Raw genomic sequence first — 26722 nt, 5'->3', positions numbered from 1 at the left:
AATAACGTGCCGGCAGCGAGCGCTGCGCGTGCTGCTCGCGCCCGATTCGTTCAAGGGCAGCCTGGACGCGCCGGCGGTGGCCCGGCATATGGCCGAGGGCCCTGCTTCGCTGGCCTGGTCGATCGCGCGGGGCGGGCCACTGCTGGAAGCCGCCGCCGCGCAGCTGGCGCGGCTCTACGCGGCCGCGCGGCGTTCGGCTTAGAAGGACGACCAGTCGGAAGCCGGGGCCGCAACAGCACGCGGTGCGACCTGTGCCACCGGCGCGGCGCGGCGCGCCGACGGTGCCGCGGGCCGGCTTGCGGCGCGTACGGCATGGGGCGCCGGCGCACTCGCCGCGCTGGCTACGCCCTGGTTACCCAGCCTGAACACGGCCACCGTGTCTTTCAGCTTGGCGGCTTGCTCTTCCAGCGATTGCGCTGCCGCCGCCGCTTCCTCCACCAGCGACGCGTTCTGCTGCGTCACTTCATCCATCTGGCTCACCGCGTGCGCGACCTGGTCGATGCCGGCGGTCTGCTCGACGGACGCGGCGGAAATCTCGCCCATGATGTCGGAGACGCGCTGGATGTCGCGGATGATCTCGGCCATGGTCGAGCCCGCCTGGCCCACCAGTGCGGTGCCGGTCGTCACGCGTGCCGAGGATTTGTCGATGAGGTCCTTGATCTCCTTGGCGGCGCTGGAGGAGCGCTGCGCGAGCGAGCGCACCTCGCCCGCGACGACCGCGAAGCCCCGGCCTTGCTCGCCGGCGCGCGCCGCTTCCACGGCCGCATTCAGCGCAAGGATGTTGGTCTGGAAGGCGATGCCTTCGATGATGCTGATGATGTCGGCAATGCGGGTCGAGCTCTCGTTGATCTCGCTCATGGTCGCGACCACGTCGCGGATCACTTCGCCGCCGTGATTGGCGGTTTCCGATGCCGTGGCCGACAGCACCGCAGCCTGGCGCGCGTTGTCCGCGTTCTGCTTGACGGTGGTGGTGAGCTCTTCCATGCTGGCCGCGGTTTCTTCGAGCGACGCGGCCTGCTGTTCGGTACGCGACGACAGGTCGACGTTGCCGGCGGCAATCTGCCTGGTGGCCGCCGCGATGGTTTCGCTGCCCGTGCGCACGGACAAGACGGTTTGCGCCAGGCCGTCCTGCATCTTCGCGATGCCCGACAGTAGTTGGCCCATTTCATCCTGCGAGAGGATCTCAACGGGGCGGCTCAGGTCGCCCGCGGTGATGTGCCCGAAGTGCGCGAGCGCCGCGTCGAGCGGGCGCGCAATGGCGCGGCGCAGGGCTACCCAGCTATAGATGGCCAGCGCCAGCCCCGCCAGCAACGCGGCAATGGTGATCGTCCTGAAGGTGGCATAGGACGCCTCGGCGGCCTGATAGCTGCGCTTGGCCAGGGCCGACTGGAACTGGCTGAGCGTTTCGCCGCTGGCTTGCAGCGCGGCGTAGTAAGGCGTTTGCGCGACCCCCGCCTCGATGATCTTCTGGTGGTCGGCCGACTTGACGGCTGCGGCGAAGGCATCGAGCGCGACGTACAGCGCCTTGCGCTTGGCAATGACATCCTGGGCCAGTTGCTCTTCTTCCGCGTCGCGCGGCAAGGACAGGTAACGCTGCCAGGCGGACTCAGATTGCGCCAGGAATTTCTCCGTGCGGGTCAGCAGTTCGGCAGCGTGGGGAGATTCAGGATCCATGCCAGCGCTGAACAGCGCCGTGCGGACCCGGCCTAGCCAGATGTCGGCTTCCGCGATCGCCATGGCGCTCGGCATCTGGTTGGCATACGTGGCGTGGTTCGCCGCATTGCTGCGCGACATGCCGAGCAAGCCCAGTGCACCGACGACGAGCAGCAAGACGGAAAGCACGAGCATCGCAATGGCGAGCCGTGCCTTGATGGTTAAGTTGGGGAGCATTGTTCAATCCATGAATTGAGAAAAATCTCAATGCTCGTTTACGGCGATTCCATTTCAAGTTGAAGCAAGGCGGCGGCGCGCCGGATGTCTGCTACAACCACGAATACGGTGAGAAACTCGGGCGCGCGCGTGGTTGGTGGCCCGCGAGCAGGCCAGCGGGTGAAACTTTAGGCCCTGCTTGTCTACCTGGCCGAACAGAGATTCCCGCTGCGAGGACAATAAAGACCTCGCGGCGGCTCGCTCAGCATGTGCTGCGAAGCTCAGGGAGGCCCGCACTGGAAACCACGTATCTTCAACCGCGCATCTCGCGCATCTCGCGCACCATCGCGCGAAAGCGCGTCACGGCTGCCGGCAGCGCGCCCTGGCGCATCGCGAGGTGCAGGGGCGCGCTCAGCGGCGGGCTCTCGCCCAGCGGGCGATAGACGATGTCTTCGCCACCCAGGCGGTGCATGGACGCGGGCACCACGGACACGCCAAGGCCTGCTGCCACCAGGCTCAGCGTGGCCGGCAGGCGCGGCGCTTCCTGCGCCACCAGCGGGCTGAAGCCCGCGGCGCGGCAAGCGGTCAGGATCGCGTCATACAAGCCGGGCCCGGCGGGGCGGCGATAGAGGATGAAAGGCTCGCGCGCCAGCGCCGACAGCGGCAGCGCGCCGGCCTGCGCCGCCAGCGGATGCCCGGCCGGCAACGCTGCCAGCATCGGCTCATCCAGCACGGCATCGAGCACCAGCCCGGCGGTGCTGCCCACCGGCGAGCGGACGAACGCGGCGTCCAGCCGCTCGTGCAGGATCGCGTCGACCAGCTCGCTGGTGCCGGCTTCCTCCAGCGTCACGGCAACGCCCGGCACGCTCTCGCGAAACCGGCGCAGCACGGCGGGCACAAAAGGGTGCAGGGCGGCGGAGCTGGTAAAGCCCACCGCCAGCCGCCCTTGCTCCCCGGCCGCGGCGCGGCGCACCACGTCGGCCACGCCTTCGGCCCGGGCCAGCACGGCACGGGCCTCTTCCAGCAATGCCAGGCCGGCCTCTGTCGGGCGCACGCCACGCGGCAGGCGGCGCATCAGCAAAACACCCAGTTCCTCCTCCAGCCCGCGCAACAGGCGCGTGAGCGGCGGCTGTTGCATGCCCAGGCGCTCGGCGGCGCGGGTGACGTGGCCTTCCTCGGCCAGCACGACGAAGGCGCGCAGCCGGCGTAGCTCAATCATTGCCATACTCTCAGGGTATTGAAAACGTGCTCAATATGCATTGGAAATCATAGCAGTTCGGCTCTATCCTGACGGCATGCATCGGGCATCCACGGAGCACGGCCATGCAAGAACAAGATCTGGGCAAGGACAACGACAGCGACAAGGAAGCCAATCTTCCCGCCTCGTCGCACCTGGGCAGCCTGCTTGCGTTCCTGGCGTGGCTGGACGCCATGCCGCGCACCTTCGCCGACACCATGGAGGCATGGCGGACGTCCTGCCCACGGCTGTCCGCGTGGGAGGATGCAACAACGGCCGGCCTGGTGGACATGGCGTCCCGGCCCGGTGTGCCGCGCGCGCAGGCCATCGTCGCGCTGACCGCCAAGGGCAGGGCCGCGTTGCAGCAGGCCAGGCAGCCCGCGACGCCAGATGCTCGTAAGGCTTCAGATACTTCCGATCATCCGAGACACTAGAACCGAACCTGCAAAGGAGCAGCAATGACTTGGTCAGCCAAGCAATACGTGAAATTCGAGAACGAGCGTACCCGCCCGGTGCGCGACCTGCTGGCCGCAGTGCCGGGGCGTGAGCCGCGCGTCGCGGTAGACATCGGCTGCGGCCCGGGCAATTCGACCGAAGTGCTGGCCGCCTGCTTTCCCGGCGCGAGCGTGACCGGGCTGGACAGCTCGGCCGACATGGTCGAAGCCGCGCGCAAGCGGCTGCCAGCGTTGAAGTTCGAGGTGAGCCGCATCGAAACCTGGTACGACCCGGGCCCTTACGACGTGATCCTCGCCAATGCCGTGCTGCAATGGCTGCCCGACCACGGCCGCCTGCTGCCCGCGCTTGCCGCCAAGCTGGCGCCCGGCGGCAGCCTCGCCATCCAGGTGCCCGACACGCTGGACACGCCCGCGCACCGCCTCATGCGCGAGGTCGCCGCCGACGGCCCGTGGGCTGGCAAGCTGGCCGCCGCTTCGCAGGCGCGTACCGGGCTGCAAGGGGCTGGCTGGTACTACGAACTGCTGCGCGCGCATTGCGCAGCGGTCGATGTCTGGCACACCACCTACCACCACGCGCTGGCCGGCGGCCCCGCGGCGATTGTCGAGTGGTTCAAGGGCACCGGACTGCGCCCCTTCCTGGACCCGCTGGATGAAGCCGAGCGCGCGGCTTACCTGGAGCGCTACACCGCGCAAGTGGCGCGCGCCTATCCGCCGATGGCGGACGGCACGGTGCTGCTGCCGTTCCCGCGGTTCTTCATCGTGGCCACGCGCTGACCGGCACCGGGGCCGCAACCAACAGCGTGCGGCGTTTCAAAGAGGCTCAGGCCTTGCGCAGGTAGCAGGCCTTGAGCATGAAGCTGCCGGCGTCCATCTTGCAATCGACCTCGTGGTCGCCGCCCACCAGCCGGATGCTCTTGACCTTGGTGCCCATCTTCAGCGTGATGGACGAGCCCTTGACCTTCAGGTCCTTGATCAGTACCACGGCGTCGCCATCGTTCAGCACGGTGCCGTTGGCATCCTTCACCACGGCCTGGGCGCTGTCATCGTCCTGCGCGGCGGCCACCATGGCCCACTCGTGGCCGCAGTCGGCGCAGACGTAGTTGTCGCCGTCGGGGTAGGTGTTCTCCAGGGCGCATTGGGGGCAGGCGGGGATGGTGGGCATGACGGCTTCCGGTAACTTGAGGCTTGAGCCTTTTGGGGGGCTAGAGTATAGCGGGCGGCGGGCCCGCGTTTGGCCACGGCGTATGGCCCGTTCAGATAATCGTGATTCTCTCGCGCCGGCTTATCCGGCAACCTTCGGAAAGCGGACGCCGGAAGGGCTGCATAGCTGGCCCAAGACGGAAAGCGACAAATGGCAACCGCTGTTGAGAACGATGAAGGTGGAAGCGGACTAATGACGATGCGCCTGGCCACGTGTCCGCTATGACGACGCGATCAGCTTTGCCGGGCTCCCGCCGGCAGCTTGCGCCACGCTGATCAGCTCGTCGATGAGGGCGCGCGCGCAGCCGGGCAGCCCCTGCAGTTCGCGCACGATGACCGCGCGCTCGCGGATCACCCACGGGTCGTCCAGTTCGACGATGGCGAGCTTCATGGTCTGGCGGTGCCGCAGCGCCGCGGACAGCGGCACCACGCCAATGCCCACGCCCGCTTCGATCATGCGGCACATGGCTTCGAAGCTGCGAATCTGGATGCGGATCTGCAGCTTGCGCCGTTGCTCGTGGAGCAGATCGGTGAGAAAAGCATGCAGGGTGCTGCCCTCGTGCAGGCTGACGTGCTCGTACTCGAGGGTGTCGGCGAGCGAGACCTTGCTCTTTTGCGAGAGGGGATGGCCGACGGGCGTGGCAAGCACGAGCTTGTCGGTGCTGAAGTGCACCACTTCAAGCCCTTCCGGGTTAACGGGCCCGGAGATGATGCCGAGGTCGGCGCTGCCGTCGAGTACGCCCCGGATGATGTCGCGCGTCAGGCGCTCCTGCAGATCGACGGTCACGGCGGGGCGCTCGGCCATGAAGCGCGAGAGCACTTCCGGCATGAATTCCGTGACCGCTGTGGTGTTCGCGAAAATGCGGATGTGACCGACGGAATCCTTCGAGAACTCTTCGAAATCGCTGCGCACGTGTTCGAACTGCCGCTCGATGACCCGCGCATGGCGCAGCAGCCGTTCTCCGGCGGGCGTCAGCGCCAGCCCTCTGCTCTCCCGATAGAACAGCCGCGTGCCCAACTGCTCCTCCAGGGACTTGAGGCGCGCGCTGGCCGCGGCGGGGGATAGAAATGCCTTTTTCGCACCGCGAGAGAGGTTTTCTTCCTCGGCGATGCGGGCAAAGAGCCTGAGGTCGGCAAAGTCAAAGTGCATGGATACTCCTTCGCCGCCACTGTACCAAGGGGTCGCTGGTGCCGCAATTCGTGCGGCTGGCCGGCCGCAAAGCGATGGTTTCCATTGAAACGAATGGCTGGTTCGAGAAAACGAGATGGTCCGATGCCCTCGACTCTGGGAGACTAGCTTCGATGCGCATTGCACCAGGCGTGCTGCCCATGCGTGGCGACTTCCGGCCGGGCCGGGGCGCCGTGGACCCACTTCTCCCGTTTGCCGCTGCGCTGCGCACGGCAGGCGGGCCCAGACTGAACAAGGCTGCCATGCGCCCCCTGGATGGCATCACCGTCGTTTCCCTCGAGCACGCCATTGCCGCGCCGTTCTGTACCCGGCAACTGGCGGACCTCGGCGCCCGGGTCATCAAGGTCGAGCGGCCCAAGGTGGGCGATTTCGCACGCGGCTACGATGAGCGGGTGGATGGCCTGTCCTCGCATTTCGCCTGGACCAACCGTTCCAAGGAAAGCCTTGCGCTGGACCTCAAGCACAGCGAAGCCCCGGCCATCCTGGGCAAGCTCCTCGGCCAGGCCGATGTGCTGGTGCAGAACCTGGCGCCGGGCGCGGCGCAGCGGCTCGGCCTTTCCTATGCGGCGTTGTCGCAGCGCTATCCCGCCATGGTCGTCTGCGATATTTCAGGCTATGGCAGCGATGGTCCCTACCGGGACAAGAAGGCCTATGACCTGCTGATCCAGGCGGAATCCGGCTTTGTCTCGATCACGGGCACCCCCGATAACCCCGCCAAGGCTGGCTGCTCCATTGCCGATATCGCGGCTGGCATGTATGCCTACTCCAACATCCTGGCGGCGCTGCTGCAGCGCGGCAGGAGCGCAAAGGGCGCGCATATCGACGTGTCGATGCTGGAGAGCATGGTCGAGTGGATGGGCTATCCGCTCTACTACGCGTTCGATGGCGCCACGCCACCGCCGCGGGCCGGCGCCTCGCATGCCACCATCTTCCCGTATGGCCCGTTTACCGCTGGCGACGGCAAGACCATCATCCTGGGCCTGCAGAACGAGCGCGAGTGGGATGCCTTTTGCCGCGTCGTGCTGGAGCGGCCGGAACTGACGACCGACGAACGCTTTGTCTCCAACTCCCTGCGCACCCAGAGCCGCGCGGCGCTCACCGACATCATCACGGCGGTGTTCTCCGCCTTGAGCATCGAGGCGGTGATCGAGCGGCTTGAGCGCGCCCAGATCGCCAATGCCCGCATGAACGACATGCGCGACGTCTGGAACCATCCGCAGCTCAAGGCGCGCGAGCGCTGGACTTCCGTGCCGTCGCCCGTGGGCGTCATTCCGGCGCTGCTGCCGCCCGGCACGCCGCAGTCGTTCGAGCCGCGGATGGACGCGATTCCCGCGCTCGGCCAGCATAGCGAGAGCATCCTGCTCGAACTTGGCTACTCCGCGGACGACGTGGCTCGGCTCAGTGCCGAAGGCGCAATCTGACCCTATGCCCTCCATCCCGGATAAAGACCCCATGGCCGCCGCCGCTATCGCCCGTTCCTATCTCTTCGTGCCCGCCAATCGTCCCGAGCGTTTCGCCAAAGCCAACGCATCGGGCGCGGACGCGGTCATCCTCGATCTCGAGGACGCGGTGTCCGACGAGGACAAGTGCCGGGCAAGGGGGCTGCTGGAGGCGTACCTCGCCGATGGCGGCTGCGGCATGGTGCGGATCAACGCCACGCAGACCGAATGGTTTGAGGATGACGTGCGCCTTTGCCGCGAGAAGGGCGTGACGGGCATCGTGCTGCCCAAGGCGGAAAGCGCGGCGGATGTCGCGCTGGTGGCCAGGCACCTTCGACCCGGCGTGCAGGTGCTCCCGCTGATCGAGACGGCCAGGGGCATGGCCAACGTCAACGAGGTGGCCGGTGCGCCGGGCGTCGACCGCCTGATCTTCGGGACCGTGGATTTTCGCACCGAGCTGGGCATCGAGGGCGACGACCAGGAGCTGCTGTTTTTCCGCTCCATGCTAGTCCTCGCGTCGCGGGTCGCGGGCATTGCGCCGCCGGTGGACGGGGTGACGGTTGCCATCTCCGATGCCGAGGCGCTGCGCAACGCTGCCGAACGCGGGCGGCGCCTGGGCTTCGGGGCAAAGCTCTGCATTCACCCCGCTCAGGTGGGCGAGGTCAACGCCGCCTACCGGCCAACCGAAGCGCAGCTTGCCTGGGCCGCGCGAGTGGTCGAGCAGGCAAGGTCAGGCCCGGGCGCATTCCAGCTCGACGGCGAGATGATCGACGCGCCCGTCATTGCGCGCGCCGTGAGCCTGCTCGAGCGCGCGGGCCGCGCGCCGGCATGATCCGCATCAACCACTGACCAGAACCTAACCACAGAGTGATCGATGGACACTGCCAACCTGAAGGCGTGGATCGGTAAGTCAACCGAGTCCCAGGACGACATCACCGCGTTTCCCGTCAAGGCGCTTAGCGCGACCCTGGACCGCGAAGACGCGCCGCCCGTGCACGGCGATGCCTTGCCCCCGCTCTGGCACTGGCTCTATTTCTTGCCGCTGCACCGGCAGTCCGAGCTGGGGATCGACGGCCACGCCAACCGGGGCGGGTTCCTGCCGCCCGTGCCGCTGCCGCGCCGCATGTGGGCCGGCGGGCGCCTGCGATTTCACCAGCCGCTGCGCCTGGGCGACGCCGTGTCGAAAACGTCCACCATCCTGGACGTGAGCGCCAAGGCGGGCCGCACCGGCTCGCTGGCCTTTGTGACCGTGGAGCATCGATATTCGGGGCCGCAGGGCCTAGCGGTGACGGAAGAGCACGACATTGTCTACCGTGAGCAAGCCGCCCCGGGCGCGGCCGCGCCGGACCCGATCGCCGCGCGCACGGACGAAGACTGGTCCCGCGAAATCCTGCCCGACCCGGTGCTGCTGTTCCGTTTTTCCGCGCTGACCTTCAATGGCCACCGGATCCACTACGACCACGACTACGTGACCACGGTCGAGCACTACCCGGACCTGATCGTCCACGGCCCGTTGCTGGCCGTGCTGCTCCTTGACCTGGTACGCAGGAACCTGCCGCAGGCCAGCGTCGGCAGTTTTTCCTTCAAGGGTGTGCGGCCGACCCACGTGCCCCAGCGTTTCGAGGCCTGCGGCAAACTCAGCGAGGACGGCAAGACGGTCGCGCTGTGGATTCGCCAGGCGGGCGGCGCCCTCGCCATGACCGCCACCGCCGAGCTGGGCTAAGCCAGGCGCATCCAGATCCAGCCGAGCCAGGCAAAGAAGAACACTCACGGAGACATCTCGTGCTGAACAAGGTCGATGAACACCAGGAAATCCGCGAAGCCATCCGCGACCTGTGCGGGCAGTTCTCGTCGGAATATTTCCGCAAGATCGACGAGGCCCGGGGCTATCCCGAGGCATTCGTCAATGCGCTGACCGCCGCCGGCTGGCTGGCGGCCCTGATCCCCGAGGAATACGGCGGCTCGGGGCTGAGCCTCACGCAAGCCTCGGTCATCATGGAAGAGATCAACCGTGCCGGCGGCAACTCGGGCGCCTGCCACGGGCAGATGTACAACATGGGCACGCTGCTGCGCCATGGCTCGGCGCAGCAAAAGCGCGAGTACCTGCCAAAGATCGCAAGCGGCGCGCTGCGCCTGCAATCCATGGCGGTTACCGAGCCGAGCACCGGGACGGATACCACCAAGATCAAGACCACCGCGGTGCGCAAGGGCGACAAGTATGTCGTCAACGGCCAGAAGGTCTGGATCTCGCGCGTGCAGCACTCGGATCTCATGATCCTGCTGGCGCGGACCACGCCGCTGGCGCAGTGCAAGAAGAAGTCGGAAGGCATGTCCATCTTCCTCGTCGACCTGCGCGAAGCGATCGGCAAGGGCCTGACGGTGCAGCCGATCCTCAGCATGGTCAATCATGAGACCAACGAGCTCTTCTTCGACAACCTGGAGATCCCGGTGGAGAACCTGATCGGCGAGGAGGGCAAGGGCTTCAAGTACATCCTGGATGGCCTGAACGCCGAGCGCACGCTGATTGCCGCGGAGTGCGTCGGCGACGGCTACTGGTTTATCGACAAGGTGACCAGGTACGTCAACGAGCGCGTTGTGTTCGGCCGGCCCATCGGCCAGAACCAGGGCGTGCAATTCCCCATCGCAAGGGCGTTCGTCAATGTGGAGGCCGCGAGCCTGATGCGCTTCAAGGCTGCCAAGCTGTTCGACGAGCACCAGCCCTGCGGCGCCGAAGCCAACATGGCCAAGCTGCTGGCCGCGGATGCCTCCTGGGAGGCCGCCAACGCCTGCCTGCAGTATCACGGCGGGTTTGGCTTTGCCGCGGAGTACGACGTGGAGCGCAAGTTCCGCGAAACCCGCCTGTACCAGGTCGCGCCGATCTCGACCAACCTGATCCTGTCCTATGTCGGGGAGCACATCCTTGGCATGCCGAGGTCGTTCTGACGCTTCGTGGGGAGGGCTGGCTTGCAGCGTAGCGCCAGCGCCTGGCGCGCTCGTTCCCGCATCCTTGAAAAAGGCCGCGCCGGACAATGTCGCGGTCCGGCCGCTGAGGGAATCCGTGAACGTGGTGACCACCGCCATGGCGTGGTCGACCACGCGGGAGAACCCCATGGTGGCCAACGTCATCGCCGCGCTTTCGGCCGGGAAAGCCACGCGGCGATCGCGAACGGCCAGGGCTTGAGCGGGCGCCACGCCCGAGCCCCGGTCCGCGCCTTGGTGTATCGTTGACGATTGCGCGAAACGCGGGAATCTTCAACGGGAATACATCGAATGCTGACGATCTGGGGCCGTGCGAATTCGGTCAATGTGCAAAAGGTACTGTGGGGTTGCGAAGAGCTTGGCTTGCCGTTCCGGCGGATCGACGCGGGTATGCAGTTCGGCGGCAACAACGAGCCCGACTATCTCGCCATGAATCCCAACGGGCGTGTCCCGACGATCATCGACGGCGATTTTGTGCTGTGGGAGTCGAATTCCATCCTGCGCTACCTCGCCATGGAATACGGCAAGGCAGGTGCGCTGTACCCGGCCGGGCCTAAGGTGCGCGCCAGCGTGGACCGCTGGCTGGACTGGGCGCTGTCGACCTTGCAGCCGGCGGAACGGCCGGTCTTCTGGGGCTTTGTGCGCACGCCCGCCGCCGAACGCGATATGGCTCGCCTGACTGCCGAAGTCCGCGTGGTGGCAGGGCTGTGGCGCTTGCTCGACCAGCACCTGGAAGGCCGCGACTATATGGAAGGCGGCGTCTTCACGCTGGCCGACCTGGTGCTGGGCGCCTACGCGCGCCGCTGGTTCGGCCTGGGCGCTCAGATCGAGCGTCCCGCGCTGCCCAATCTCGAACGCTGGTATGCGCGCATGGGCGAGCGCGCCGGCTTCCGCCAATACGTTGCAGCGCCCTTGAGCTGAGCCTGGATCCCCTCATCACGAACCAATCGCGACCAATCGCGAACCGATTTCCATGACTATCATCCTGCACACCTGGAACACGCCGAACGGACGCAAGATCAGCGTCGCGCTCGAGGAAATGGCGCTGCCTTATGCCGTCAAGACCGTCAATATCACCAAGGGCGAGCAGCACCAGCCGGATTTCCTGCGCATCAGCCCCAACAACCGGATTCCGGCCATCGTCGATGCGGATGGCCCCGATGGACAGCCGATCAGCGTCTTCGAATCCGGCGCGATCCTGCTTTACCTGGCCGAGAAGACCGGCAAGTTCCTGCCCGCGAGCTTGCGCGACCGCGTGCCGGTGCTGGAGTGGCTGATGTGGCAGATGGGCGGCTTTGGGCCCATGCCGGGCCAGGTACATCACTTCCGCACGGTCGAGGCGGAGGCTGACCGGCACTATGGGCTCAAGCGCTATTCGGAAGAAACGCGGCGCCTTTACGGCGTGCTGGACCGGCGCCTGGCGGAAGTGGAATATGTGGCCGGCGACCTGTCCGTGGCGGATTTCGCGATCCTGGGCTGGGCCTGGCGCCACGAGCGCCATCAGGTCTCGCTGGAGCAGTTTCCGAATGTCAGGCGCTGGTACGACGCCCTGTTTGCGCGTCCCGGCGTGCAGCGCGGCTTTGCGGTCAAGCTGGATGACCTGGCTTGATGCTGGCAAATCCGTACAAGCGCCATACAACCGCCGAGCCACCTTCGCACTACCTTCACACTACCTTCGCACAAACCGGACGCCCATTTGACATGGGTCAAGAACCAGAATGGTGCTGCCCGCTAATATGATTTCCGTCATGGAGATGCGGGGGCGCTCTTCATGACTTGTCTACCCGTTTCCAGAATACGGAAACTTGGCCCGCGCCACGCAAGTGGGGCGGGCTTTTTTCTGGGCGCCGACGTCCTGCCGGCATTTCACGCGGACTAGTTTCTTCTCTTCGCTAGGCGATGTCGCGGCGCAGTGCCGCTTCCACGAACGCGACAAAAGCCTTGACCTTCGCGCTGGCCATGCGGCCGGTCGGAAATACCGCCCAGAGGTCGACCGGTGCCAGCGTCCATTCGGCGAGCACCTGCCTGACTTCGCCGCTGGCCAGTTCCGGCGCGAACATCCATTCGGAGCCGATCGCCACACCGATATCCGCGAGCACCGCGGCGCGCACGCCCTCGGCCGCCGTGACTCGCAAGCGACCGGACACCTCGACGGATACCTCGGCGGCGCCCCGGCGAAATGCCCAGGCATCGCCGCCGCCCTCGCGGTCGTAGACGATGGCCTCATGCGCGAGCAAGTCGGCGGGCGCCTTTGGCTCGCCGGCAGCGGCGAAGTAGCGCGGCGTGCCGACCACGACCCGCCGGCTTTGCGCGATCTTCCTGGCGGTCATGGCCGAATCTCGCAGCGCGCCCATGCGCAGGGCGACATCCACGCCATGCTCGAGCAGGTCGATATTGCCGTCCTCCAGCAGCACGTCCACCACCAGTTGCGGATGCTCGGCCAGGAAGGCTTTGAGGTGCGGGACGATATGCAGCCGTGCGAAGGTGACGGCCGCGGTCACGCGCAGGCGGCCGGAGAGACTGGCGCCCGAGCCCCTGGCCGCATGCTCCGCCGCATCCGCTTGCTCGATCGCGCGCTTGGCGTGCTCGTAGAAACTCTTTCCTGCTTCGGTCGGCGACAGGCCGCGGGTGGACCGCACGAGCAGCCGCACACCGAGCTGTTCTTCCAGTTGTGCGACCGACTTCGATACGGCGGGCTGCCCGACCTTCAGCAGCCGCGCGGCGCCCGAGAAAGAGCCTGCCTCGACGACGGCAACCAGTGTTTCCATGGCAGTCATCCTGTCCACGATGCGCTTGCTCTCATAGGATTGTCGCCGGGTTATGCCCGGAAAGAATGAATCATATTCCCGCGGCTCGCCTACCGCCGTGAAGCGGCTTGACCGAACATGATTCCAGCAACGTGCACCTTCGCATCGAGCAGCTTACTTGGATCGGATGGAGTAGTCATCATGTCACTGCAGCAAAAACTCGACGCCTTCAAGGCGGATTTCAAGGCCGGCAAGGCGCCGTATTTCGCACCGCCGGATATCCATCCCATCATGGAGCGGGCCACCGCTCAACTGATTGCCTCGGGACAAGCAGGCCGCGCACTGAAGGCGGGGGACAAGGCGCCCGTCTTCACGCTGACGGACCCGGAGGGCGCGCCGGTTTCCTCGGAGGAGCTGCTAACGCAAGGGCCTCTCATCGTCAGCTTCTACCGCGGGGTGTGGTGCCCGTATTGCAATATGGAGCTGCAGGCGCTGGAAGAGGCCGTGCCGGCGTTCAGGGAAGCCGGCGCCAGCGTGGTGGCCATTTCGCCGCAGAACGCGGTCAATAGCCGCAAGTCCGTGCGCACCAACAAGCTCAGCTTTCCCATCCTCAGCGACACGCATAACGACGTGGCTGCGGCGTTTGGCTTGCGCTTCGCACTGCCGGACTATCTGGTGGATCTGTACAAGCAACTGAAGAACGACCTGCCGGCCTTCAACGGCGACGCGAGCTGGACGCTGCCGATGCCGGCGCGCTACGTGATCGGGCAGGATGGGACCATCCTGTATGCCGAGGTCAATCCTGACTACACGCACCGGCCGGAACCTTCCGAGATGTTGCCGGCGCTGCGCCACGCCAAAGGCGGCAGGCAAGGGCAGCACAATCCCGTGTCGGTGTGATGGGTGAGCAAGACCGGCGCAATTGTATCGCCGGGTAGCCACGGCGGCCCAGGGGGTGCGCGGCAGGTGTGGCTAGCCTCCCCTGGTGCCGCAAGGAGAGCACCGCTGGCCCTGGACTCCAGGTTGCGGCAGGAACCTAGTCCGGCTGGCGCTTCTTCAGCAGGTAGCGCTGTGTGCCTTCCATCACGAGCCTCGCGGACTGGTTATGCACAGTGGAACGCATGGTCAGCACGCCGGTGCTGCGGTTCGGCGCGAGTTCGCTGACTTCCAGCGTGCTGTAGAGGGTATCGCCGGCAAAGACGGGATGCAGGAAGCGGCTGCTCTGGTCGATGAACCCCTTCAACGAGTCCTCGACCATATGCGGAAAGAGCCCGGCGCCGGCGGCCGTCTGGATCACGACCTGGAAGCCATGGGCGAGCAGTTGCGGCATGCCGTGCGCGCGGCAGTATTCCACGTCGTAGTGCACGGGATGGTTATCGCCGCTGGCGAGTTGGAAGGCGGCAAACATGGCATCGGTCATGGTGCGCGATGGCAGTACGAAGCGCTCGCCAACGGTGAAATCCTCGAAATACCGCTGTGCGCACATGCGGTGCTGGCTGGGGTCGAACGTGCTCGCAAAGTCGGGTCGGGTCATGCTTCACTGCTCCTTGATATCGGCCGCCTGCGCGACGGTTCGCCATTTGGCGATCTCATTGCCCACGTGCGCGGCGAGCGCCTGCGGCGTTGGATCGGACTCGAGAACCAGGCCCATCTCGAAGGCACGCTTCTTCAGGCCGGGGTCGGCAAGCGCACGGCGCAACGCACCGTTCAGCGCGGTGATCACCGCTGCCGGCGTTCCCGCGGGGACGAAGGCGCCATTCCACGTATAGGCTTCGTAGCCGGGAACCGCTTCGGCGATGGCCGGCGTGTCCGGTGTCTGTGCAAGGCGCGATTGCATCGACGTGGCAATCAGCCGCACTGTTCCCGCGCGGACTTGCGCGAGGCCCGTCGGTGCGCTGTCGATCATGAAGCCGATCTGCCCGCCGATCAGGTCGGTCATGGCGGGCCCGGTGCCGCGATATGGGATGTGCGTGGTCTTCAGCGCGGCTTTGAGGTTCAGCAGCTCGGTCGCGACATGAGGTGCGCTGCCATTGCCGGCGGAACCATAGTTGACCTGCCCAGGATGCGCTTTGACGTACGCCAGGAATTCGGGGAGATTCCTGGCTGGGAAGTTCTTGTTCACCAGCAGGACCAGGGGCGCCTTGGCCGCCAGCCCGACAGGCGCGAAGTCTTGCGTGGTGCGGTAGGGCAGACGGGGCACGATACTCTCGTTGACCGCGTGCGCCACGGTCGTCAACAGCACCACATAGCCATCCGGCTTGGCCTTGGCCACATAGTCGGTGCCAACCACCGTGCCGGCGCCCGTGCGGTTTTCCACGATCATCGGCTCGCCCAGCTGCTTGCCCCATTGCTCAGCCAGCACGCGCGCAAAGGCATCGGTCGGTCCGCCGGCAGCATAGGGCACCACCAGCCTCACGGCCTGGGCGGGCCATGCCTCCTTCGCGCTGGCGCCACCCGGCTGCGCCGCGAGCAGCGCGAGGAGGACGGGGGCGCTCCGGCGCAGGGTGTTCAGGAATCGCATGCGTTTGCTCCGCTTTCGTTGAGGTCGATTGTTGAAGCCGGCAAGATCAGGCTTGCCAGGATGGCTTGCGCTTTTCCACGAACGCGGCGATGCCTTCCTTCGCATCGTCCGTCGCCACCACATTGCCAAAGCTCTCCACCGCCGCGGCGACGCCGCGCCGGTAATCGTTGTCATTGGCGCGCATGAAGGCCTTGCGTCCCATCCTGACGACGACAGGCGATTTCGCGCACAAGGTCTGGGCAAGCGCTCTGGCCTCGCGCATGACGTCCTGCTCGGGCACCACGCGGCTGACCAGTCCGAGGGACATGGCTTCGGCGGCGTCGAACGCGCGTCCGGTGAATAGCAGGTCGAAGGCCCGGTGACGGCCAATCACACGCGGCAGGTGCGTGTAGTGGATGGCGGGCGTCAGCCCGACGTCGATTTCCGGATAGCCGAAGGTGGCCGTGTCGGCGGCGACGATCATGTCGCAGGAGATCGCGAGCGTCATGCCGCCGCCGCGGGCGGTGCCGCATACGGCGGCAATGGACGGCTTGCCCAGGTTGAACTGCGCGTCGCACAGTGCGTTGTACAGCTTGTCGACCAGGCCATAGATCCGGGCCGGCGGCGCCCCATGCAGCGCATCCAGCCGCAGCCCGGCGCAAAAGCGCCGGGGCAGGGCACTGCCCAGGATGACGGCCCTGACCGAATCGTCCTGTGCCGCGCGCCGCAGCGCCGCCAGCATTTCGTCGATCATCGCCTCGTTCAGGGCATTGACCGGCGCGCTATCGAGAAGGATTTCCGCGACCCTGTCGCGCACTTCATATCTGACTGAATTGACTGAGGGCATGGTGACTCCTGATGTCATGCGGCCGTGCAAAGGCCGCCGGTCTTGCCGGCATCGGCGCTGGCAATCACGCCACGCGCCTTGAATCGTTCAATGGACTCGGGCGTATAGCCCGACTGCAACAAGATCTCGTCGGTGTGCTGGCCCAGCAAAGGCGGCGCGCGGCGCGCTTGCCGACGGCCGCCGCGAAAGCGCACGGGCAAGCCCATATTCCTCACCTTGCCCAGCACCGGATGCTCGGACTCGGCAATCAGCGCGCGCTCGGCCACTTGCGGATGTGCCAATGCTTGCTCCAGCGTGTGGATCGGCGAGCAGGCCACGCCAGCCTTGCGCAACGCGTCGAGCCAGTAGGCAACCGGCTGGGTCCGAATACGCGCCTGGACCATCTCGACGGTTTCGGTGAAGTGCGCGACACGGGCCGCATTGGTGGCGAAGCGCGGTGCGTCGGCCACATCCTGCAACCCGGCGACCGGGCAGAAGCGCCGCCACTGCGCGTCGTTGCCGACGCCGATCATCACCGGCCCGTCGGCTGCGTCGAACACCTGGTAGGGTGCCATGGCCGGATGCGCGGTGCCCATGGCCCGCGGCACCTTGCCGCTTAGCCAATAGTTCTGTGCGAGATAGCCCATGAAGCCCATCGCCGTATCCAGCAGGGACACCTCCAGGTGCATGCCGCGGCCGGTCTTCTGCCGCTCGATCAGCGCCGCCAGGATGCCACTGAACGCATGCATGCCGGTGCCCAGGTCCACCGGCGAAAAGCTGGCGCGCGCATGCTGGCCGCCGGCCTGGCCCATCGTGCTGATCATGCCGCTGAATGCCTGCAGCATGACGTCGTAGCCGGGCTCCTGGCCCAGAGGGCCCGTGCGTCCGTAGCCGGAGATCTCGCAATAGACCAGGGCCGGGTTCAACGCGGACAGCGTGTCGTAGTCAACACCGAGCCTGGCTGCGGCGCCACTGCCGAAGCCTTGCAGCACGACGTCCGCCTTGGCCGCCAGCGTCTGGACGATCTGCTTGCCCTCGCTGGTCTTGAGGTCAACGGCGATGCTGCGCTTGTTGTGATTGACAGCGAGAAAGGTGGCGGACTGCCCGCGATCCTGCGGCAGCCAGGCACGCGTATCGTCGCCGCTGCCAACCGGCTCGACCTTGATGACTTCGGCGCCAAGTTCGCCCAGATACTGCCCGCACAAGGGGCCGGCGAGCACCTTGCTCAAGTCGAGGACGCGAATGCCCTGCAATGCAATCATGGATGTGTCTCCAAAACGGATCAACGGCGGGATCGGCGGACGCCGCCCCGAGCGCGGGCGCAGGTCCGGCGTCGTGTTGTGGCAATGGGATGCCGGGTGAGTCGGGGCGGCTACTCGGGCTTGATATCGATGGAGCGGGCCAGGGCCGTCCACCGGGCGGTATCGCGATTCACATAGGCCTGCACGTCGGCGGGCGCCATGTGGAACGGCTCGGCTCCCCGCGCAATCAGCGCACGGCCATAGCCTGGATCGCCCGCGCTTTGCGCCACCGCCTGGCGCAGTGTCTCGACGATGGCGGGCGGCGTCTTCGCGGAAGCCTGCAACGAGAGCCAGAACTTCAGGTCCAGCGCCGGATAGCCGGCTTCCTGCAGCGTCGGCACATCCGGCAGCAAGGGCGAACGCGCAGCGGAAGTGATCGCCAGGGCTTTGAGCTTGCCGCCCTGTATCTGGCCGATGGAGGTGGTCATGCTGTCGAAGAGGAAATCCACATTCCCGGCCATGACATCCGTGCTTGCCGGCGCGCTGCCCTTGTAGGGCACGGCCACCGCGGTGAAGCCTGCGGCCTTCTGCAGCAGCGCGCCATAGATATGCGGGGAGCTTCCCGCGCCGAAGGTGGCATAGGTGAGATTGTCCGGCCGCTGTTTGCCGGCGCGGACCAGTTCCGCCAGGGAGCTGATACCCAGCTTGCTTGGATGCACCACCAGCACGTTCGGCACCGTCGCAACCACGCCGATGGCCACCAGGTCGCGTTGCGGGCGAAATCGCAAGTCGGGAAACAGCAGCGGGTTGACGGCATGCATGCCGACCGTGTTCAGCAGCAGCGTATAACCATCGGCGTTGGCATCGAGCACGTTCTGCGTGCCGAGATTGCCGCCGGCGCCGGGCTTGTTCTCGATCACCACGGGCTGGCCGAGCCGGTTGCCCAGCGGTATGGCAATCAGGCGCGCCACGAAGTCACCGGGGCCACCCGCCGCGAACGGGACGACCAGCTTGATCGGCCGCGACGGCCATTGCTCAGCATGGAGTGGCGGGGCGAGCAAGGATGCGGCTGCGCCCGTCAGGAAAGTACGGCGGCTGAGTCCCATTGAGTCTCCGTGGATTATCTGTCTTGGCATCCGCGTGCGTTGCGCGGAAGCTGGCATCACTATGGGCTTCGGTACCGCTATATGTCCAAGATAGATTTTTGATATGTAGTATATTTTTATGCTATACCCAGCTGGACCTTGCTGCCATCGTGCAGCCGCCCGGCAGGCGCCGTGGTGTCACTTGCGTGAGACTTGCTTATGTCGATCGATATACGTGGACTCAGGTGCTTTCTGGCGGTAGTGTCGGCGGGATCGATCTCCCGGGCCGCGGAGAACATGCATCTCGCGCAACCGGCGCTGAGTCTCCAGATCAAGCACATCGAGCAGGATCTTGGCGTGGCCCTCTTCATGCGCAGCCACAAGGGCGTCGTCCTGACTGCCGCCGGGCTGAGGTTCGAGAGCCACGCCAGGGATATCCTCAAGCGGCTCGACGTCGCCTGCGAGGACGTGCGTGACCTGGTAACCGATCCCGCGGGCAGGGTCGCGATCGGCCTGCCGCAATCCATGGCAAAGATCCTGACCGTGCCGCTGGTGCGCGAAGCCATCCGGCGCTGGCCCAAGGTCCAGTTGCAGGTGGTCGAGCTCAGCACCGGTTACATCCCGGACCATCTGCTGAGCGGGCGCGTCGATATTGGCCTGACCTTCCAGGCGGACGCTGGCTCCGGCCTGCTGTTCGAGCACATGGTCGACGAGGATCTTGTCTTGCTGGCGCCCCCGGGGCAGTTCGCCGATGCCCGCAAGAGCGGAGCCGATCTGACGAAGACCGTGCGGTTCAAGGACCTGGAACGCTTCCCCATGATCCTGCCCGCCGGCGAGCATGGCCTGCGCGCGCTGATCGATGGGTATCTGCGCGCTCACCAGGTCGCGCTCTGCGTGCTGGCGGAGGTGAATGCCATACCGCAACTCATCAATCTCGCCGCCGCAGGCGTGGGGTGCACGATCCTCTCCTACGCATCGGTCTGCGAGGAGTTGCACAATGGCTTGCTGTCCGCGGCGCGGATCACCCATCCGAGCATGTCACGCCCGGTCTATCTGTGCCGCTCCGCCACCATGCCACTGTCGATCGCGGTCTCCGCGGTGCTGGATCTGCTGATGGAAACGGTTCGCGCGCTGATCGCCGATGGACAGTGGCCGGCCCGCGTCAGCAGCGCTGGCCGCTGACGGCAATGTCGAGGTGGTGAGCCGGGGCGGTCAGCGTCGATGCAGGCTGGTGTGCTGGCCGCCCCGGGATGCCGCTGCATGTCGGACATGCTAGCAGTTGGCTCAAGAACTTGCCTCACCTGCGCGATGTGTCGTTTGATGCATATCTTGCGCTGGCCGCTGCAAGTTTCTTGCCTCTGCTAGCCGCGCTACCACCCCCTCCGGCATGTTCATATTTCCGTCGGATCTTATGCGGAAAACGTGCAAGGATCGGCGAAACCATTCGTTCCTTTCAGATAGGCCCCTCGGTAGTCTTCATCCCTGACGCAAGCCTTCCCACACAAGGAAGGCCATGAAACGCGGCGCGAATGCGCCATTTCACGACGAGAATACGGGAGCAAGACACATGATTCGCAAGCTGGCCATCGGACTCGCGGCACTGGCCGTCATCGGTTCCACCCAGACCGCCTGGGCCAACACCGCCCTCCTGAACGTTTCGTACGATCCCACGCGGGAGCTGTATGTGGACGTGAATGCCGCCTTCGCCAAGGCATGGAAGGCCAAGGGCGGCGACACGCTGACCATCCGCCAGTCGCATGGCGGCTCGGGCAAGCAGGCGCGTTCGGTGATCGATGGGCTGGATGCGGATGTGGTCACGCTGGCGCTGGGCTATGACATCGACGCCATCGCCGAGAAGGGCTTGCTCAAGCCCGATTGGCAAAAGCGCCTGCCGCACAATGCGTCGCCCTATACCTCGACCATCGTGTTCCTGGTGCGCAAGGGCAACCCCAAGGGCATCAAGGACTGGAACGACCTGGTCAAGCCGGGCGTGCAGGTGATCACGCCTAACCCGAAGACCTCGGGCGGCGCGCGCTGGAACTACCTGGCGGCCTGGGGCTACGCACTGCGCCAGCCGGGCGGCAACGAGCAAAAGGCCAAGGAGTTCGTCGGCCAGTTGCTGAAGAATGTGCCGGTGCTGGATTCCGGCGCCCGCGGCGCCACCACCACCTTCGTCGAGCGCGGCCTGGGCGATGTGCTGATTGCCTGGGAAAACGAGGCCATCCTGGCGATCAAGGAACTGGGCCCGGACAAGTTCGACATCGTCGCGCCGTCGATCTCCATCCTGGCCGAGCCGCCGGTGGCGGTGGTGGACAAGGTGGTGGACAAGAAGGGCACGCGCAAGGTGGCCGAAGCCTACCTGCAGTTCCTGTACACCGACGAGGGCCAGGAAATCGCGGCCAAGAATTACTACCGCCCGATCTCGGAGAAGATTGCCGCCAAGTATGCGAGCAACTTCCCCAAGGTCAAGCTGTTCACCATCGATGAGGCCTTTGGCGGCTGGCAGAAAGCGCAGAAGGCGCACTTCGCCGACGGTGGCTCGTTCGACCAGGTCTACCTGCCTGGCAAGAAGTAAGACGTAGCCGGCGGCGGGCGGGCGCCCGCCGGCTTCCGTGCCTTATCCCCGCTTCCTATCCCTATTCCTGTTCCTATTTCGATGCCGACGCCGACGCCGACGCCGACGCCGATCCGAGCCGGCGCCCCGCCGCGCCCAGCCATGCATGTACTGCTGGTGGCGCTAGTCACCGGCGCACTGGGCGCTGCCTTGCTGGTGATCGGTGTGAATGCGGCAGCCGAAGGCCGGACGGCCACGATCCACAAACAGAGCTGAAGAGGCACGGACATGCAGGTCTTCTGGTTTATCCCCACGCACGGCGACAGCCGCTACCTCGGCACCTCCGAAGGGGCGCGCGAGGTCAATATCGATTACCTGAAGCAGATCGCCACCGCAGCCGATACGCTTGGCTACGAAGGCGTGCTGATTCCCACCGGCCGCTCCTGCGAGGATCCGTGGGTGGTGGCCTCTACGCTGGCCGCGGTCACCTCCCGGCTGCGCTTCCTGGTGGCGGTGCGCCCCGGGCTGATGGCGCCCACGCTGGCCGCGCGCATGGCGGCGACATTCGACCGCCTGTCGGGCGGCCGCCTGCTGGTGAACCTGGTGACGGGCGGCGATGTGTCAGAGCTGGAGGGCGATGGCCTGTTCCTGGACCATGCCGAGCGCTACGAAGCCTCGGCCGAGTTCATCCGTATCTGGCGTGAAGTGCTGGCGGCCAGCCATGAAAGCGCCGAGCTCGACTATGAGGGCAAGCATCTCAAGGTCAAGGGCGCGAAGGTGTTGTTCCCGCCGCTGCAGCGCCCGCATCCGCCGGTGTACTTCGGTGGCTCCTCGGCCGCCGCGCACGAGCTCGCGGCCGAGCAGGTGGATACCTACCTGACCTGGGGCGAGCCGCCGGCGGAGGTCGCCAGGAAACTCGCCGACGTGCGCCAGCGCGCGGCGCGCCATGGGCGTAGCGTGAAGTTCGGCATCCGCCTGCACGTGATCGTGCGCGAGACCGAGGACGAGGCGTGGGCCGCGGCCGACCAGTTGATCAGCAAGCTCGACGATGCGACGGTGGCGCGCGCGCAGGCGGTGATCGGCAAGATGGATTCCGAAGGGCAGCGTCGCATGGCCGCGCTGCATGCCGGTGGCGGCGCACGCAGCCGCGCGGAGCTGGAGATCAGCCCCAACCTGTGGGCCGGCGTGGGCCTGGTGCGCAGCGGCGCGGGCACGGCGCTGGTGGGCGACCCGCACATCGTGGCGGCACGCATCAACGAATACGCGGCGCTGGGCATCGATACCTTCGTGCTGTCCGGCTACCCGCATCTGGAAGAAGCCTATCGCTTCGCCGAGCTGGTCTTTCCGCTGCTGCCGCGCTCGGTGCGCGACAAGCTGCAGGGCAAGGTGCTGTGGGGCCCTTTCGGCGAAGTCATGGCAACCGGCATCGTGCCGCGCGCGGCGCGCGGCTAGGAGGTAATCATGTCCGCTCCCTTGACCCTGCCCGCGCGCAACCCTGACTGGCTGCGCCATGCCGCCCGCTCGGCCGCGCCCTGGATCGTGCCGGTGCTGCTGGTGGCGGCGTGGCAACTGGCCTCGCAGCTGGGCTGGCTGTCCAACCGCATCCTGCCGGCGCCGCTCGACGTGGTGAAGGCCGCCTGGGGCCTGTCCGTGACCGGCGAGCTGTGGCGCCACGTGTGGGTCAGTACCTGGCGTGCGGTGCTCGGCTTCACCATCGGCGGCGGCTTCGGGCTGGCGCTGGGCCTGTTGACGGGCACCTTCCGGCCGGCCGCGACCCTGCTCGACAGCACCTTGCAGATGGTGCGCAACATTCCGCCGCTGGCGCTGATCCCGCTGGTGATCCTGTGGTTCGGCATCGACGAGACCGCCAAGCTGTTCCTGGTTTCGCTAGGCGTGTTTTTCCCGATCTACCTGAACACTTACCACGGCATCCGCGCGGTGGACCCCGGGCTGATCGAGATGGCAAAGAGCTACGGCCTGTCGGGCTGGCGCCTTTACCGCGAGGTGATCCTGCCGGGCGCCTTGCCCAACATCCTGGTCGGCGTGCGTTTCTCGCTCGGCCTGATGTGGGTAATCCTGATCGTGGCCGAGACCATCTCGGCGCAGTCGGGCATCGGCTACATGACCATGAATGCGCGCGAGTTCCTGCAGACCGACGTAGTGCTGGTGGGCATCCTGCTCTACGCGCTGCTGGGCAAGCTGGCGGATCTGCTGTCACGCGGGCTGGAGCGCTTCTGGCTGCGCTGGCACCCCGGTTACCAGGCGCACTGAGCGCCGCCGGCCAAGGAGAACCCGATATGCAAAGCAACCCGATCGAGCAAGCCGCGCTGGCCGATGTGCCCGCAGGCCAGGATGGCAAAGGCCTCGCGCTGCGCGTGCAGCAGGTGGTCAAGCGCTACGGCGGGCGCGAGGTGCTGCATGGCATCGACCTGCAGGCCGCGCCCGGCGAGTTCCTCGCCATCGTGGGCCGCAGCGGTTGCGGCAAGAGCACCTTGCTGCGGCTGGTGGGCGGCCTGGAAGACAGCGACGGCGGTGGCGTGACGCTGGACGGCGCGCCTGGCAACAAGCAGCGCGAGGCGGTCCGGGTGATGTTCCAGGACGCTCGCCTGCTGCCGTGGAAGACGGTGCTGGACAACGTGGCGCTGGGGCTGCCGCGCGCGCGGCTGGCCGATGCGGCCAGGGTGCTGGGCCAGGTCGGCCTGGCCGAGCGCGCGGGCGAGTGGCCGGCGCGCCTGTCGGGCGGGCAGCGCCAGCGTGTGGCATTGGCGCGCGCGCTGGTGCATCACCCGCGCTTGCTGCTGCTGGACGAGCCGCTGGGCGCGCTGGATGCGCTGACCCGCATCGAGATGCAGGGCTTGATCGAAGCCTTGTGGCAGCGCCTGGGTTTCACGGCGCTGCTGGTCACCCACGATGTATCGGAAGCGGTAGCGCTGGCCGACCGCGTGGTGCTGATCGAAGACGGCCGCATCGCGCTGGACCAGAGGGTGGCGCTGCCGCGTCCGCGCCAGCGCGGCTCGGCGGCGTTCGCGCAACTGGAGGACGCGGTGCTGCGCCGGGTGATGCGGCGTGAGGGCACGCCGGCTGTCGATGAGAGCCAGCACGGGCAAGCATTGTTGCCTGCAGTGGACTGGTCGGTGGCGCGCACGTTCGATTCAGTGCGCTGGGCAATCTAGGGCGCGAGCAACGACGCAGGCAGGCACGCCAGGGAAGCAGCAAACAAGTATGAAACAAAGGCCGCGCGGCCAGCCTCGAGCGAAGCCGGCGCAACCCGCGCAAGGGGTGGCAGCCATAGGTGAGCGGGCAACGTCACTCACCCGCGCGGGGTCCATCCGCTGAACCAAAGTTTTACGCATTTCTCATTTTCACTCACGCAAAGGAACTTCTATCATGAGCATTCAGGCGATCAACGTACGTAACCAGTTCCGCGGCAAGGTTGCCGCCATCATCGAAGGCCCTGTGGTCTCGGAGGTCGACGTCGAGACGCCGGCCGGCATCGTCACCTCGGTCATCACCACCCGCTCGGTCAAGGATCTCGGCCTTACCATCGGCAGCGAAGTCGTTGCCCTGGTCAAGGCTACCGAGGTATCCCTGGCCAAGCTTTGAAGCCTCGCCCGAGGCGCAAGCGCAACGCAAAGGAAATCGCAATGGCAAGCGCGAACGAAGCAGGCGCGGCACCGACGGCGCTCACCCACTACCTCGAAGGGCTGCCGCGCCGCCCGCAGAACGATCGCCAGCTGTGGCGAGACGAGCGTGGGCAGGTGCAGGGCCAGTTCTATAACTGCTCACTGACCAGCGCGTTCGAGCCTCTCATCACCCTGTCCAGCCGCGACGTGGTGGCGCACGAAGGCACGCTGCGCACCTACGCCGGCGACGGCGTCGGCCTGACTGCATGGAAGCTGTTTGCGATGGCGGCGGACGATGCCTCGCTGGTCTCGCTCGACCGGCTCTCGCGCCTGGTGCATGCCATCAATTATTTCGCGGCCGATGGCGATCGCAAGCTGGTGCTCAACGTGCACAACCGGTTGCTGGCCGCCGTGGCCGACGATCACGGCGCGGCCTTCCGGCGCGCGCTGCAGTCGCTCGGCCTGCCGCTGGACAGGTTCGTGATCCAGGTGCCGGCCAGCGCCAACGACGACCTGCCGCTGTTGCTGCATGTGGTGGGCAACTACCGCCGCAACGGCTTTGCGGTAAGCCTGCAGGCATCGGACCCAGCGGAAGCCGGCGCGCTGATGGCGCACGCGTTGCCCGACTGGCTCAAGCTGGACATGCGCCGCAATTGGACCGACCGCCAGCTGGCAGGGCTGCAGGCTAGCGCCGACAGCGCCGGCGTGACGCTGATCGGGCGCCGGCTGGAGAACGCCGAGAACGCCGAGCGGCTGCAGGCAGCTGGCATCGTGCTGGGGCAGGGCAGCTTCACCGGCGAGGCGGTCAGCGCGCGCCACCTGCATGAAGTGCCCGGCGAGGCTGGCATTCAGGAGTTCAAGGGCGGGGTGCCCCGGAGCGGATCCGGCGGCGTCCCGATGGCGTTGACCAAGGAGCCGATATGACGCAGACGAAGAGGCCTGCCGCGCGGGAGCAGCGCGGCGGCCAGGCGGGCGCAAGCGCGCGACCCGCCGACGTACGGTTAAAGGTGCCCAAGGGCTTGCAGATCCTGACGGTGCCGGGGTTGCATGGCAGTGGCCCGGGCCACTGGCAGAGCCGTTGGGAGCAGCGCTTCCCGGACTGGCAGCGCGTGGAGCAGCACGACTGGTCGCGCCCGAGCCTGCCGCTGTGGGCCGAGCGCGTGTCGGAAAGCATCATGCGGGCGCAGCGTGTGGCCCCGCGCGGGGCCATCCTGGTGGCGCACAGCTTTGGCTGCCTGGCCACCTTGCGCCAGGCAGCGCTCGACCCGGAGGGCATCGCGGGCGCGGTGCTGGTGGCGCCGGCAGACCCCGACAAGTTTGGCGTGGCCGGGCTGCTGCCCGCGTACCGGCTGCCGTTTCCCACCATCCTGGTGGCCAGCCGCAACGATCCCTGGATGCAGCAGCGCACCGCGTTCAGCTGGGGCACGCTGTGGGGCAGCGAGCTTCATGACGCGGGCATGCTGGGTCACATCAACGCCGATTCCGGGCTTGACCAGTGGCCCGAAGGGCTCGCCTTGCTCGATACCTTGATCCAGCGGATCGAGGCGGACGGCAGCGCCGGTCCGTCCGGCGACCGCGCCGGGCCTTGGGAAGGCGGGCTGGAAGTGTCGTCCACGTTCCCTTATATCTAAAACGCCTAAGAACATACGTAAAGATTCGTTCTGTTTATAAGGCGGCATCTGCAGAATTTGTCTCGTAGGCCGGTGTGTTATGCGCCGGCGTCATAAAGAAGCTGCCCCCGCTGCTTCGGTTTCCGGCGAATTCCGCTTGGAAGCCAT

Annotated in this window: 28 protein-coding genes; 18 read left to right on the top strand and 10 right to left on the bottom strand. The window is 66.4% G+C overall.

What is annotated here, in order from left to right:
- Positions 1-28 precede the first annotated feature (28 nt).
- Positions 29-202 (top strand): hypothetical protein, encoded by a 174-nt coding sequence (locus tag A9975_RS02845; protein ID WP_183031297.1) that lies wholly within the window; start codon positions 29-31, stop codon positions 200-202.
- On the opposite strand, the gene A9975_RS02840 is transcribed toward A9975_RS02845, so the two are convergent.
- Entirely contained in the window at positions 199-1890 is a 1692-nt protein-coding gene (locus A9975_RS02840; protein ID WP_183031296.1) for a methyl-accepting chemotaxis protein, read from the bottom strand. The genes A9975_RS02845 and A9975_RS02840 overlap by 4 nt on opposite strands.
- A gap of 292 nt (positions 1891-2182) precedes the next feature.
- Positions 2183-3094, bottom strand: coding sequence for a LysR substrate-binding domain-containing protein (locus tag A9975_RS02835; protein ID WP_370563754.1), 912 nt, complete (start codon positions 3092-3094; stop codon positions 2183-2185).
- A 98-nt stretch (positions 3095-3192) separates the two neighbouring features.
- Between A9975_RS02835 and A9975_RS02830 the strand changes: the two genes are divergently transcribed.
- Both A9975_RS02830 and tam read left to right on the top strand, forming a co-directional pair.
- Positions 3193-3540, top strand: coding sequence for a hypothetical protein (locus A9975_RS02830; protein ID WP_220810598.1), 348 nt, complete (start codon positions 3193-3195; stop codon positions 3538-3540).
- 24 nt (positions 3541-3564) lie between these two features.
- On the top strand, positions 3565-4335 hold the full coding sequence (gene tam / locus A9975_RS02825; protein WP_183031294.1) for a trans-aconitate 2-methyltransferase: 771 nt from the start codon (positions 3565-3567) through the stop codon (positions 4333-4335).
- 46 nt (positions 4336-4381) lie between these two features.
- On the opposite strand, the gene A9975_RS02820 is transcribed toward tam, so the two are convergent.
- Both A9975_RS02820 and A9975_RS02815 read right to left on the bottom strand, forming a co-directional pair.
- Positions 4382-4723 carry a zinc ribbon domain-containing protein YjdM gene (locus A9975_RS02820; protein ID WP_183031293.1) on the bottom strand — a complete coding sequence of 114 codons (342 nt, stop codon included), beginning with the start codon at positions 4721-4723 and terminating at the stop codon, positions 4382-4384.
- Between the two features lie 258 nt (positions 4724-4981).
- A complete protein-coding gene (locus A9975_RS02815) occupies positions 4982-5911 on the bottom strand; it encodes a LysR family transcriptional regulator (RefSeq protein WP_183031292.1) in 930 nt (309 codons plus the stop codon).
- Positions 5912-6192: 281 nt separating this feature from the next.
- On the opposite strand from A9975_RS02815, the gene A9975_RS02810 reads away from it, so the two are divergent.
- The 6 genes from A9975_RS02810 to A9975_RS02785 all read left to right on the top strand — a co-directional run bounded on the left by A9975_RS02810 (position 6193) and on the right by A9975_RS02785 (position 11977).
- On the top strand, positions 6193-7371 hold the full coding sequence (locus A9975_RS02810; RefSeq protein ID WP_183031354.1) for a CaiB/BaiF CoA-transferase family protein: 1179 nt from the start codon (positions 6193-6195) through the stop codon (positions 7369-7371).
- A gap of 31 nt (positions 7372-7402) precedes the next feature.
- The gene (locus A9975_RS02805) at positions 7403-8221 is read left to right on the top strand and encodes a CoA ester lyase (protein WP_183031291.1); all 819 of its coding nucleotides are present in this window, start codon (positions 7403-7405) and stop codon (positions 8219-8221) included.
- 42 nt (positions 8222-8263) lie between these two features.
- Positions 8264-9112: a MaoC family dehydratase N-terminal domain-containing protein gene (locus A9975_RS02800; RefSeq protein ID WP_183031290.1), complete on the top strand. Its 849-nt coding sequence runs from the start codon at positions 8264-8266 to the stop codon at positions 9110-9112.
- Positions 9113-9171: 59 nt separating this feature from the next.
- On the top strand, positions 9172-10332 hold the full coding sequence (locus A9975_RS02795; RefSeq protein WP_370563750.1) for an acyl-CoA dehydrogenase family protein: 1161 nt from the start codon (positions 9172-9174) through the stop codon (positions 10330-10332).
- A 327-nt stretch (positions 10333-10659) separates the two neighbouring features.
- Complete coding sequence (locus A9975_RS02790) at positions 10660-11289, top strand: glutathione S-transferase family protein (protein WP_183031289.1); 630 nt, start codon at positions 10660-10662, stop codon at positions 11287-11289.
- 52 nt (positions 11290-11341) lie between these two features.
- Entirely contained in the window at positions 11342-11977 is a 636-nt protein-coding gene (locus A9975_RS02785; protein WP_183031288.1) for a glutathione S-transferase family protein, read from the top strand.
- 283 nt (positions 11978-12260) lie between these two features.
- Here A9975_RS02785 and A9975_RS02780 read toward each other — a convergent pair whose 3' ends face one another.
- Positions 12261-13154 carry a LysR family transcriptional regulator gene (locus A9975_RS02780; RefSeq protein ID WP_183031287.1) on the bottom strand — a complete coding sequence of 298 codons (894 nt, stop codon included), beginning with the start codon at positions 13152-13154 and terminating at the stop codon, positions 12261-12263.
- Between the two features lie 162 nt (positions 13155-13316).
- On the opposite strand from A9975_RS02780, the gene A9975_RS02775 reads away from it, so the two are divergent.
- Positions 13317-14015: a peroxiredoxin-like family protein gene (locus tag A9975_RS02775; RefSeq protein WP_183031286.1), complete on the top strand. Its 699-nt coding sequence runs from the start codon at positions 13317-13319 to the stop codon at positions 14013-14015.
- Positions 14016-14151: 136 nt separating this feature from the next.
- Here the strand turns inward: A9975_RS02775 and A9975_RS02770 are convergent, their stop codons facing one another.
- The 5 genes from A9975_RS02770 to A9975_RS02750 form a co-directional block, all read right to left on the bottom strand.
- Positions 14152-14649, bottom strand: a complete 498-nt coding sequence (locus A9975_RS02770) for a MaoC family dehydratase (RefSeq protein WP_183031285.1) — start codon at positions 14647-14649, stop codon at positions 14152-14154.
- A gap of 3 nt (positions 14650-14652) precedes the next feature.
- Positions 14653-15636 (bottom strand): tripartite tricarboxylate transporter substrate binding protein, encoded by a 984-nt coding sequence (locus A9975_RS02765; RefSeq protein ID WP_183031284.1) that lies wholly within the window; start codon positions 15634-15636, stop codon positions 14653-14655.
- Positions 15637-15682: 46 nt separating this feature from the next.
- A complete protein-coding gene (locus A9975_RS02760) occupies positions 15683-16462 on the bottom strand; it encodes an enoyl-CoA hydratase/isomerase family protein (RefSeq protein WP_183031283.1) in 780 nt (259 codons plus the stop codon).
- A gap of 14 nt (positions 16463-16476) precedes the next feature.
- Positions 16477-17703: a CaiB/BaiF CoA-transferase family protein gene (locus A9975_RS02755; protein ID WP_183031282.1), complete on the bottom strand. Its 1227-nt coding sequence runs from the start codon at positions 17701-17703 to the stop codon at positions 16477-16479.
- Between the two features lie 110 nt (positions 17704-17813).
- A complete protein-coding gene (locus A9975_RS02750; protein WP_183031281.1) occupies positions 17814-18788 on the bottom strand; it encodes a tripartite tricarboxylate transporter substrate binding protein in 975 nt (324 codons plus the stop codon).
- Positions 18789-18986: 198 nt separating this feature from the next.
- On the opposite strand from A9975_RS02750, the gene A9975_RS02745 reads away from it, so the two are divergent.
- The 8 genes from A9975_RS02745 to A9975_RS02710 all read left to right on the top strand — a co-directional run bounded on the left by A9975_RS02745 (position 18987) and on the right by A9975_RS02710 (position 26575).
- On the top strand, positions 18987-19949 hold the full coding sequence (locus tag A9975_RS02745; protein ID WP_183031280.1) for a LysR family transcriptional regulator: 963 nt from the start codon (positions 18987-18989) through the stop codon (positions 19947-19949).
- A gap of 385 nt (positions 19950-20334) precedes the next feature.
- Positions 20335-21342 (top strand): sulfate ABC transporter substrate-binding protein, encoded by a 1008-nt coding sequence (locus tag A9975_RS02740; protein ID WP_183031279.1) that lies wholly within the window; start codon positions 20335-20337, stop codon positions 21340-21342.
- 267 nt (positions 21343-21609) lie between these two features.
- Positions 21610-22773 (top strand): FMNH2-dependent alkanesulfonate monooxygenase, encoded by a 1164-nt coding sequence (gene ssuD / locus A9975_RS02735; RefSeq protein WP_183031278.1) that lies wholly within the window; start codon positions 21610-21612, stop codon positions 22771-22773.
- 9 nt (positions 22774-22782) lie between these two features.
- A complete protein-coding gene (ssuC, locus tag A9975_RS02730; RefSeq protein ID WP_043347110.1) occupies positions 22783-23592 on the top strand; it encodes an aliphatic sulfonate ABC transporter permease SsuC in 810 nt (269 codons plus the stop codon).
- A 26-nt stretch (positions 23593-23618) separates the two neighbouring features.
- Entirely contained in the window at positions 23619-24494 is an 876-nt protein-coding gene (locus A9975_RS02725; protein WP_183031277.1) for an ATP-binding cassette domain-containing protein, read from the top strand.
- A gap of 214 nt (positions 24495-24708) precedes the next feature.
- Positions 24709-24924 (top strand): molybdopterin-binding protein, encoded by a 216-nt coding sequence (locus A9975_RS02720; RefSeq protein WP_006161487.1) that lies wholly within the window; start codon positions 24709-24711, stop codon positions 24922-24924.
- 41 nt (positions 24925-24965) lie between these two features.
- Complete coding sequence (locus A9975_RS02715) at positions 24966-25868, top strand: EAL domain-containing protein (protein ID WP_183031276.1); 903 nt, start codon at positions 24966-24968, stop codon at positions 25866-25868.
- Complete coding sequence (locus A9975_RS02710; protein ID WP_255503023.1) at positions 25865-26575, top strand: alpha/beta hydrolase; 711 nt, start codon at positions 25865-25867, stop codon at positions 26573-26575. The genes A9975_RS02715 and A9975_RS02710 overlap by 4 nt, the downstream gene beginning before the upstream one ends.
- Positions 26576-26722 lie beyond the last annotated feature (147 nt).

It is taken from the genome of Cupriavidus sp. UME77, from assembly GCF_014170355.1.
Taxonomy (GTDB): Bacteria; Pseudomonadota; Gammaproteobacteria; order Burkholderiales; family Burkholderiaceae; genus Cupriavidus; species Cupriavidus basilensis.
This window is presented reverse-complemented; position numbering and strand designations above follow the sequence as displayed.

What these genes read in the sequence shown, in the direction of transcription:
- A9975_RS02710 (WP_255503023.1), top strand. Translation starts at nt 25,865, where the DNA reads ATGACGCAGACGAAGAGGCCTGCCGCGCGGGAGCAGCGCGGCGGCCAG.
- A9975_RS02785 (WP_183031288.1), top strand. Translation starts at nt 11,342, where the DNA reads ATGACTATCATCCTGCACACCTGGAACACGCCGAACGGACGCAAGATC.
- A9975_RS02755 (WP_183031282.1), bottom strand. Translation starts at nt 17,703, where the DNA reads ATGATTGCATTGCAGGGCATTCGCGTCCTCGACTTGAGCAAGGTGCTC.
- A9975_RS02725 (WP_183031277.1), top strand. Translation starts at nt 23,619, where the DNA reads ATGCAAAGCAACCCGATCGAGCAAGCCGCGCTGGCCGATGTGCCCGCA.
- A9975_RS02715 (WP_183031276.1), top strand. Translation starts at nt 24,966, where the DNA reads ATGGCAAGCGCGAACGAAGCAGGCGCGGCACCGACGGCGCTCACCCAC.
- A9975_RS02760 (WP_183031283.1), bottom strand. Translation starts at nt 16,462, where the DNA reads ATGCCCTCAGTCAATTCAGTCAGATATGAAGTGCGCGACAGGGTCGCG.
- tam (WP_183031294.1), top strand. Translation starts at nt 3,565, where the DNA reads ATGACTTGGTCAGCCAAGCAATACGTGAAATTCGAGAACGAGCGTACC.
- A9975_RS02830 (WP_220810598.1), top strand. Translation starts at nt 3,193, where the DNA reads ATGCAAGAACAAGATCTGGGCAAGGACAACGACAGCGACAAGGAAGCC.
- A9975_RS02815 (WP_183031292.1), bottom strand. Translation starts at nt 5,911, where the DNA reads ATGCACTTTGACTTTGCCGACCTCAGGCTCTTTGCCCGCATCGCCGAG.
- A9975_RS02775 (WP_183031286.1), top strand. Translation starts at nt 13,317, where the DNA reads ATGTCACTGCAGCAAAAACTCGACGCCTTCAAGGCGGATTTCAAGGCC.
- A9975_RS02765 (WP_183031284.1), bottom strand. Translation starts at nt 15,636, where the DNA reads ATGCGATTCCTGAACACCCTGCGCCGGAGCGCCCCCGTCCTCCTCGCG.
- A9975_RS02820 (WP_183031293.1), bottom strand. Translation starts at nt 4,723, where the DNA reads ATGCCCACCATCCCCGCCTGCCCCCAATGCGCCCTGGAGAACACCTAC.
- A9975_RS02770 (WP_183031285.1), bottom strand. Translation starts at nt 14,649, where the DNA reads ATGACCCGACCCGACTTTGCGAGCACGTTCGACCCCAGCCAGCACCGC.
- A9975_RS02835 (WP_370563754.1), bottom strand. Translation starts at nt 3,094, where the DNA reads ATGGCAATGATTGAGCTACGCCGGCTGCGCGCCTTCGTCGTGCTGGCC.
- A9975_RS02740 (WP_183031279.1), top strand. Translation starts at nt 20,335, where the DNA reads ATGATTCGCAAGCTGGCCATCGGACTCGCGGCACTGGCCGTCATCGGT.
- A9975_RS02800 (WP_183031290.1), top strand. Translation starts at nt 8,264, where the DNA reads ATGGACACTGCCAACCTGAAGGCGTGGATCGGTAAGTCAACCGAGTCC.
- A9975_RS02745 (WP_183031280.1), top strand. Translation starts at nt 18,987, where the DNA reads ATGTCGATCGATATACGTGGACTCAGGTGCTTTCTGGCGGTAGTGTCG.
- A9975_RS02790 (WP_183031289.1), top strand. Translation starts at nt 10,660, where the DNA reads ATGCTGACGATCTGGGGCCGTGCGAATTCGGTCAATGTGCAAAAGGTA.
- A9975_RS02840 (WP_183031296.1), bottom strand. Translation starts at nt 1,890, where the DNA reads ATGCTCCCCAACTTAACCATCAAGGCACGGCTCGCCATTGCGATGCTC.
- A9975_RS02810 (WP_183031354.1), top strand. Translation starts at nt 6,193, where the DNA reads ATGCGCCCCCTGGATGGCATCACCGTCGTTTCCCTCGAGCACGCCATT.
- A9975_RS02750 (WP_183031281.1), bottom strand. Translation starts at nt 18,788, where the DNA reads ATGGGACTCAGCCGCCGTACTTTCCTGACGGGCGCAGCCGCATCCTTG.
- A9975_RS02720 (WP_006161487.1), top strand. Translation starts at nt 24,709, where the DNA reads ATGAGCATTCAGGCGATCAACGTACGTAACCAGTTCCGCGGCAAGGTT.
- ssuD (WP_183031278.1), top strand. Translation starts at nt 21,610, where the DNA reads ATGCAGGTCTTCTGGTTTATCCCCACGCACGGCGACAGCCGCTACCTC.
- ssuC (WP_043347110.1), top strand. Translation starts at nt 22,783, where the DNA reads ATGTCCGCTCCCTTGACCCTGCCCGCGCGCAACCCTGACTGGCTGCGC.
- A9975_RS02805 (WP_183031291.1), top strand. Translation starts at nt 7,403, where the DNA reads ATGGCCGCCGCCGCTATCGCCCGTTCCTATCTCTTCGTGCCCGCCAAT.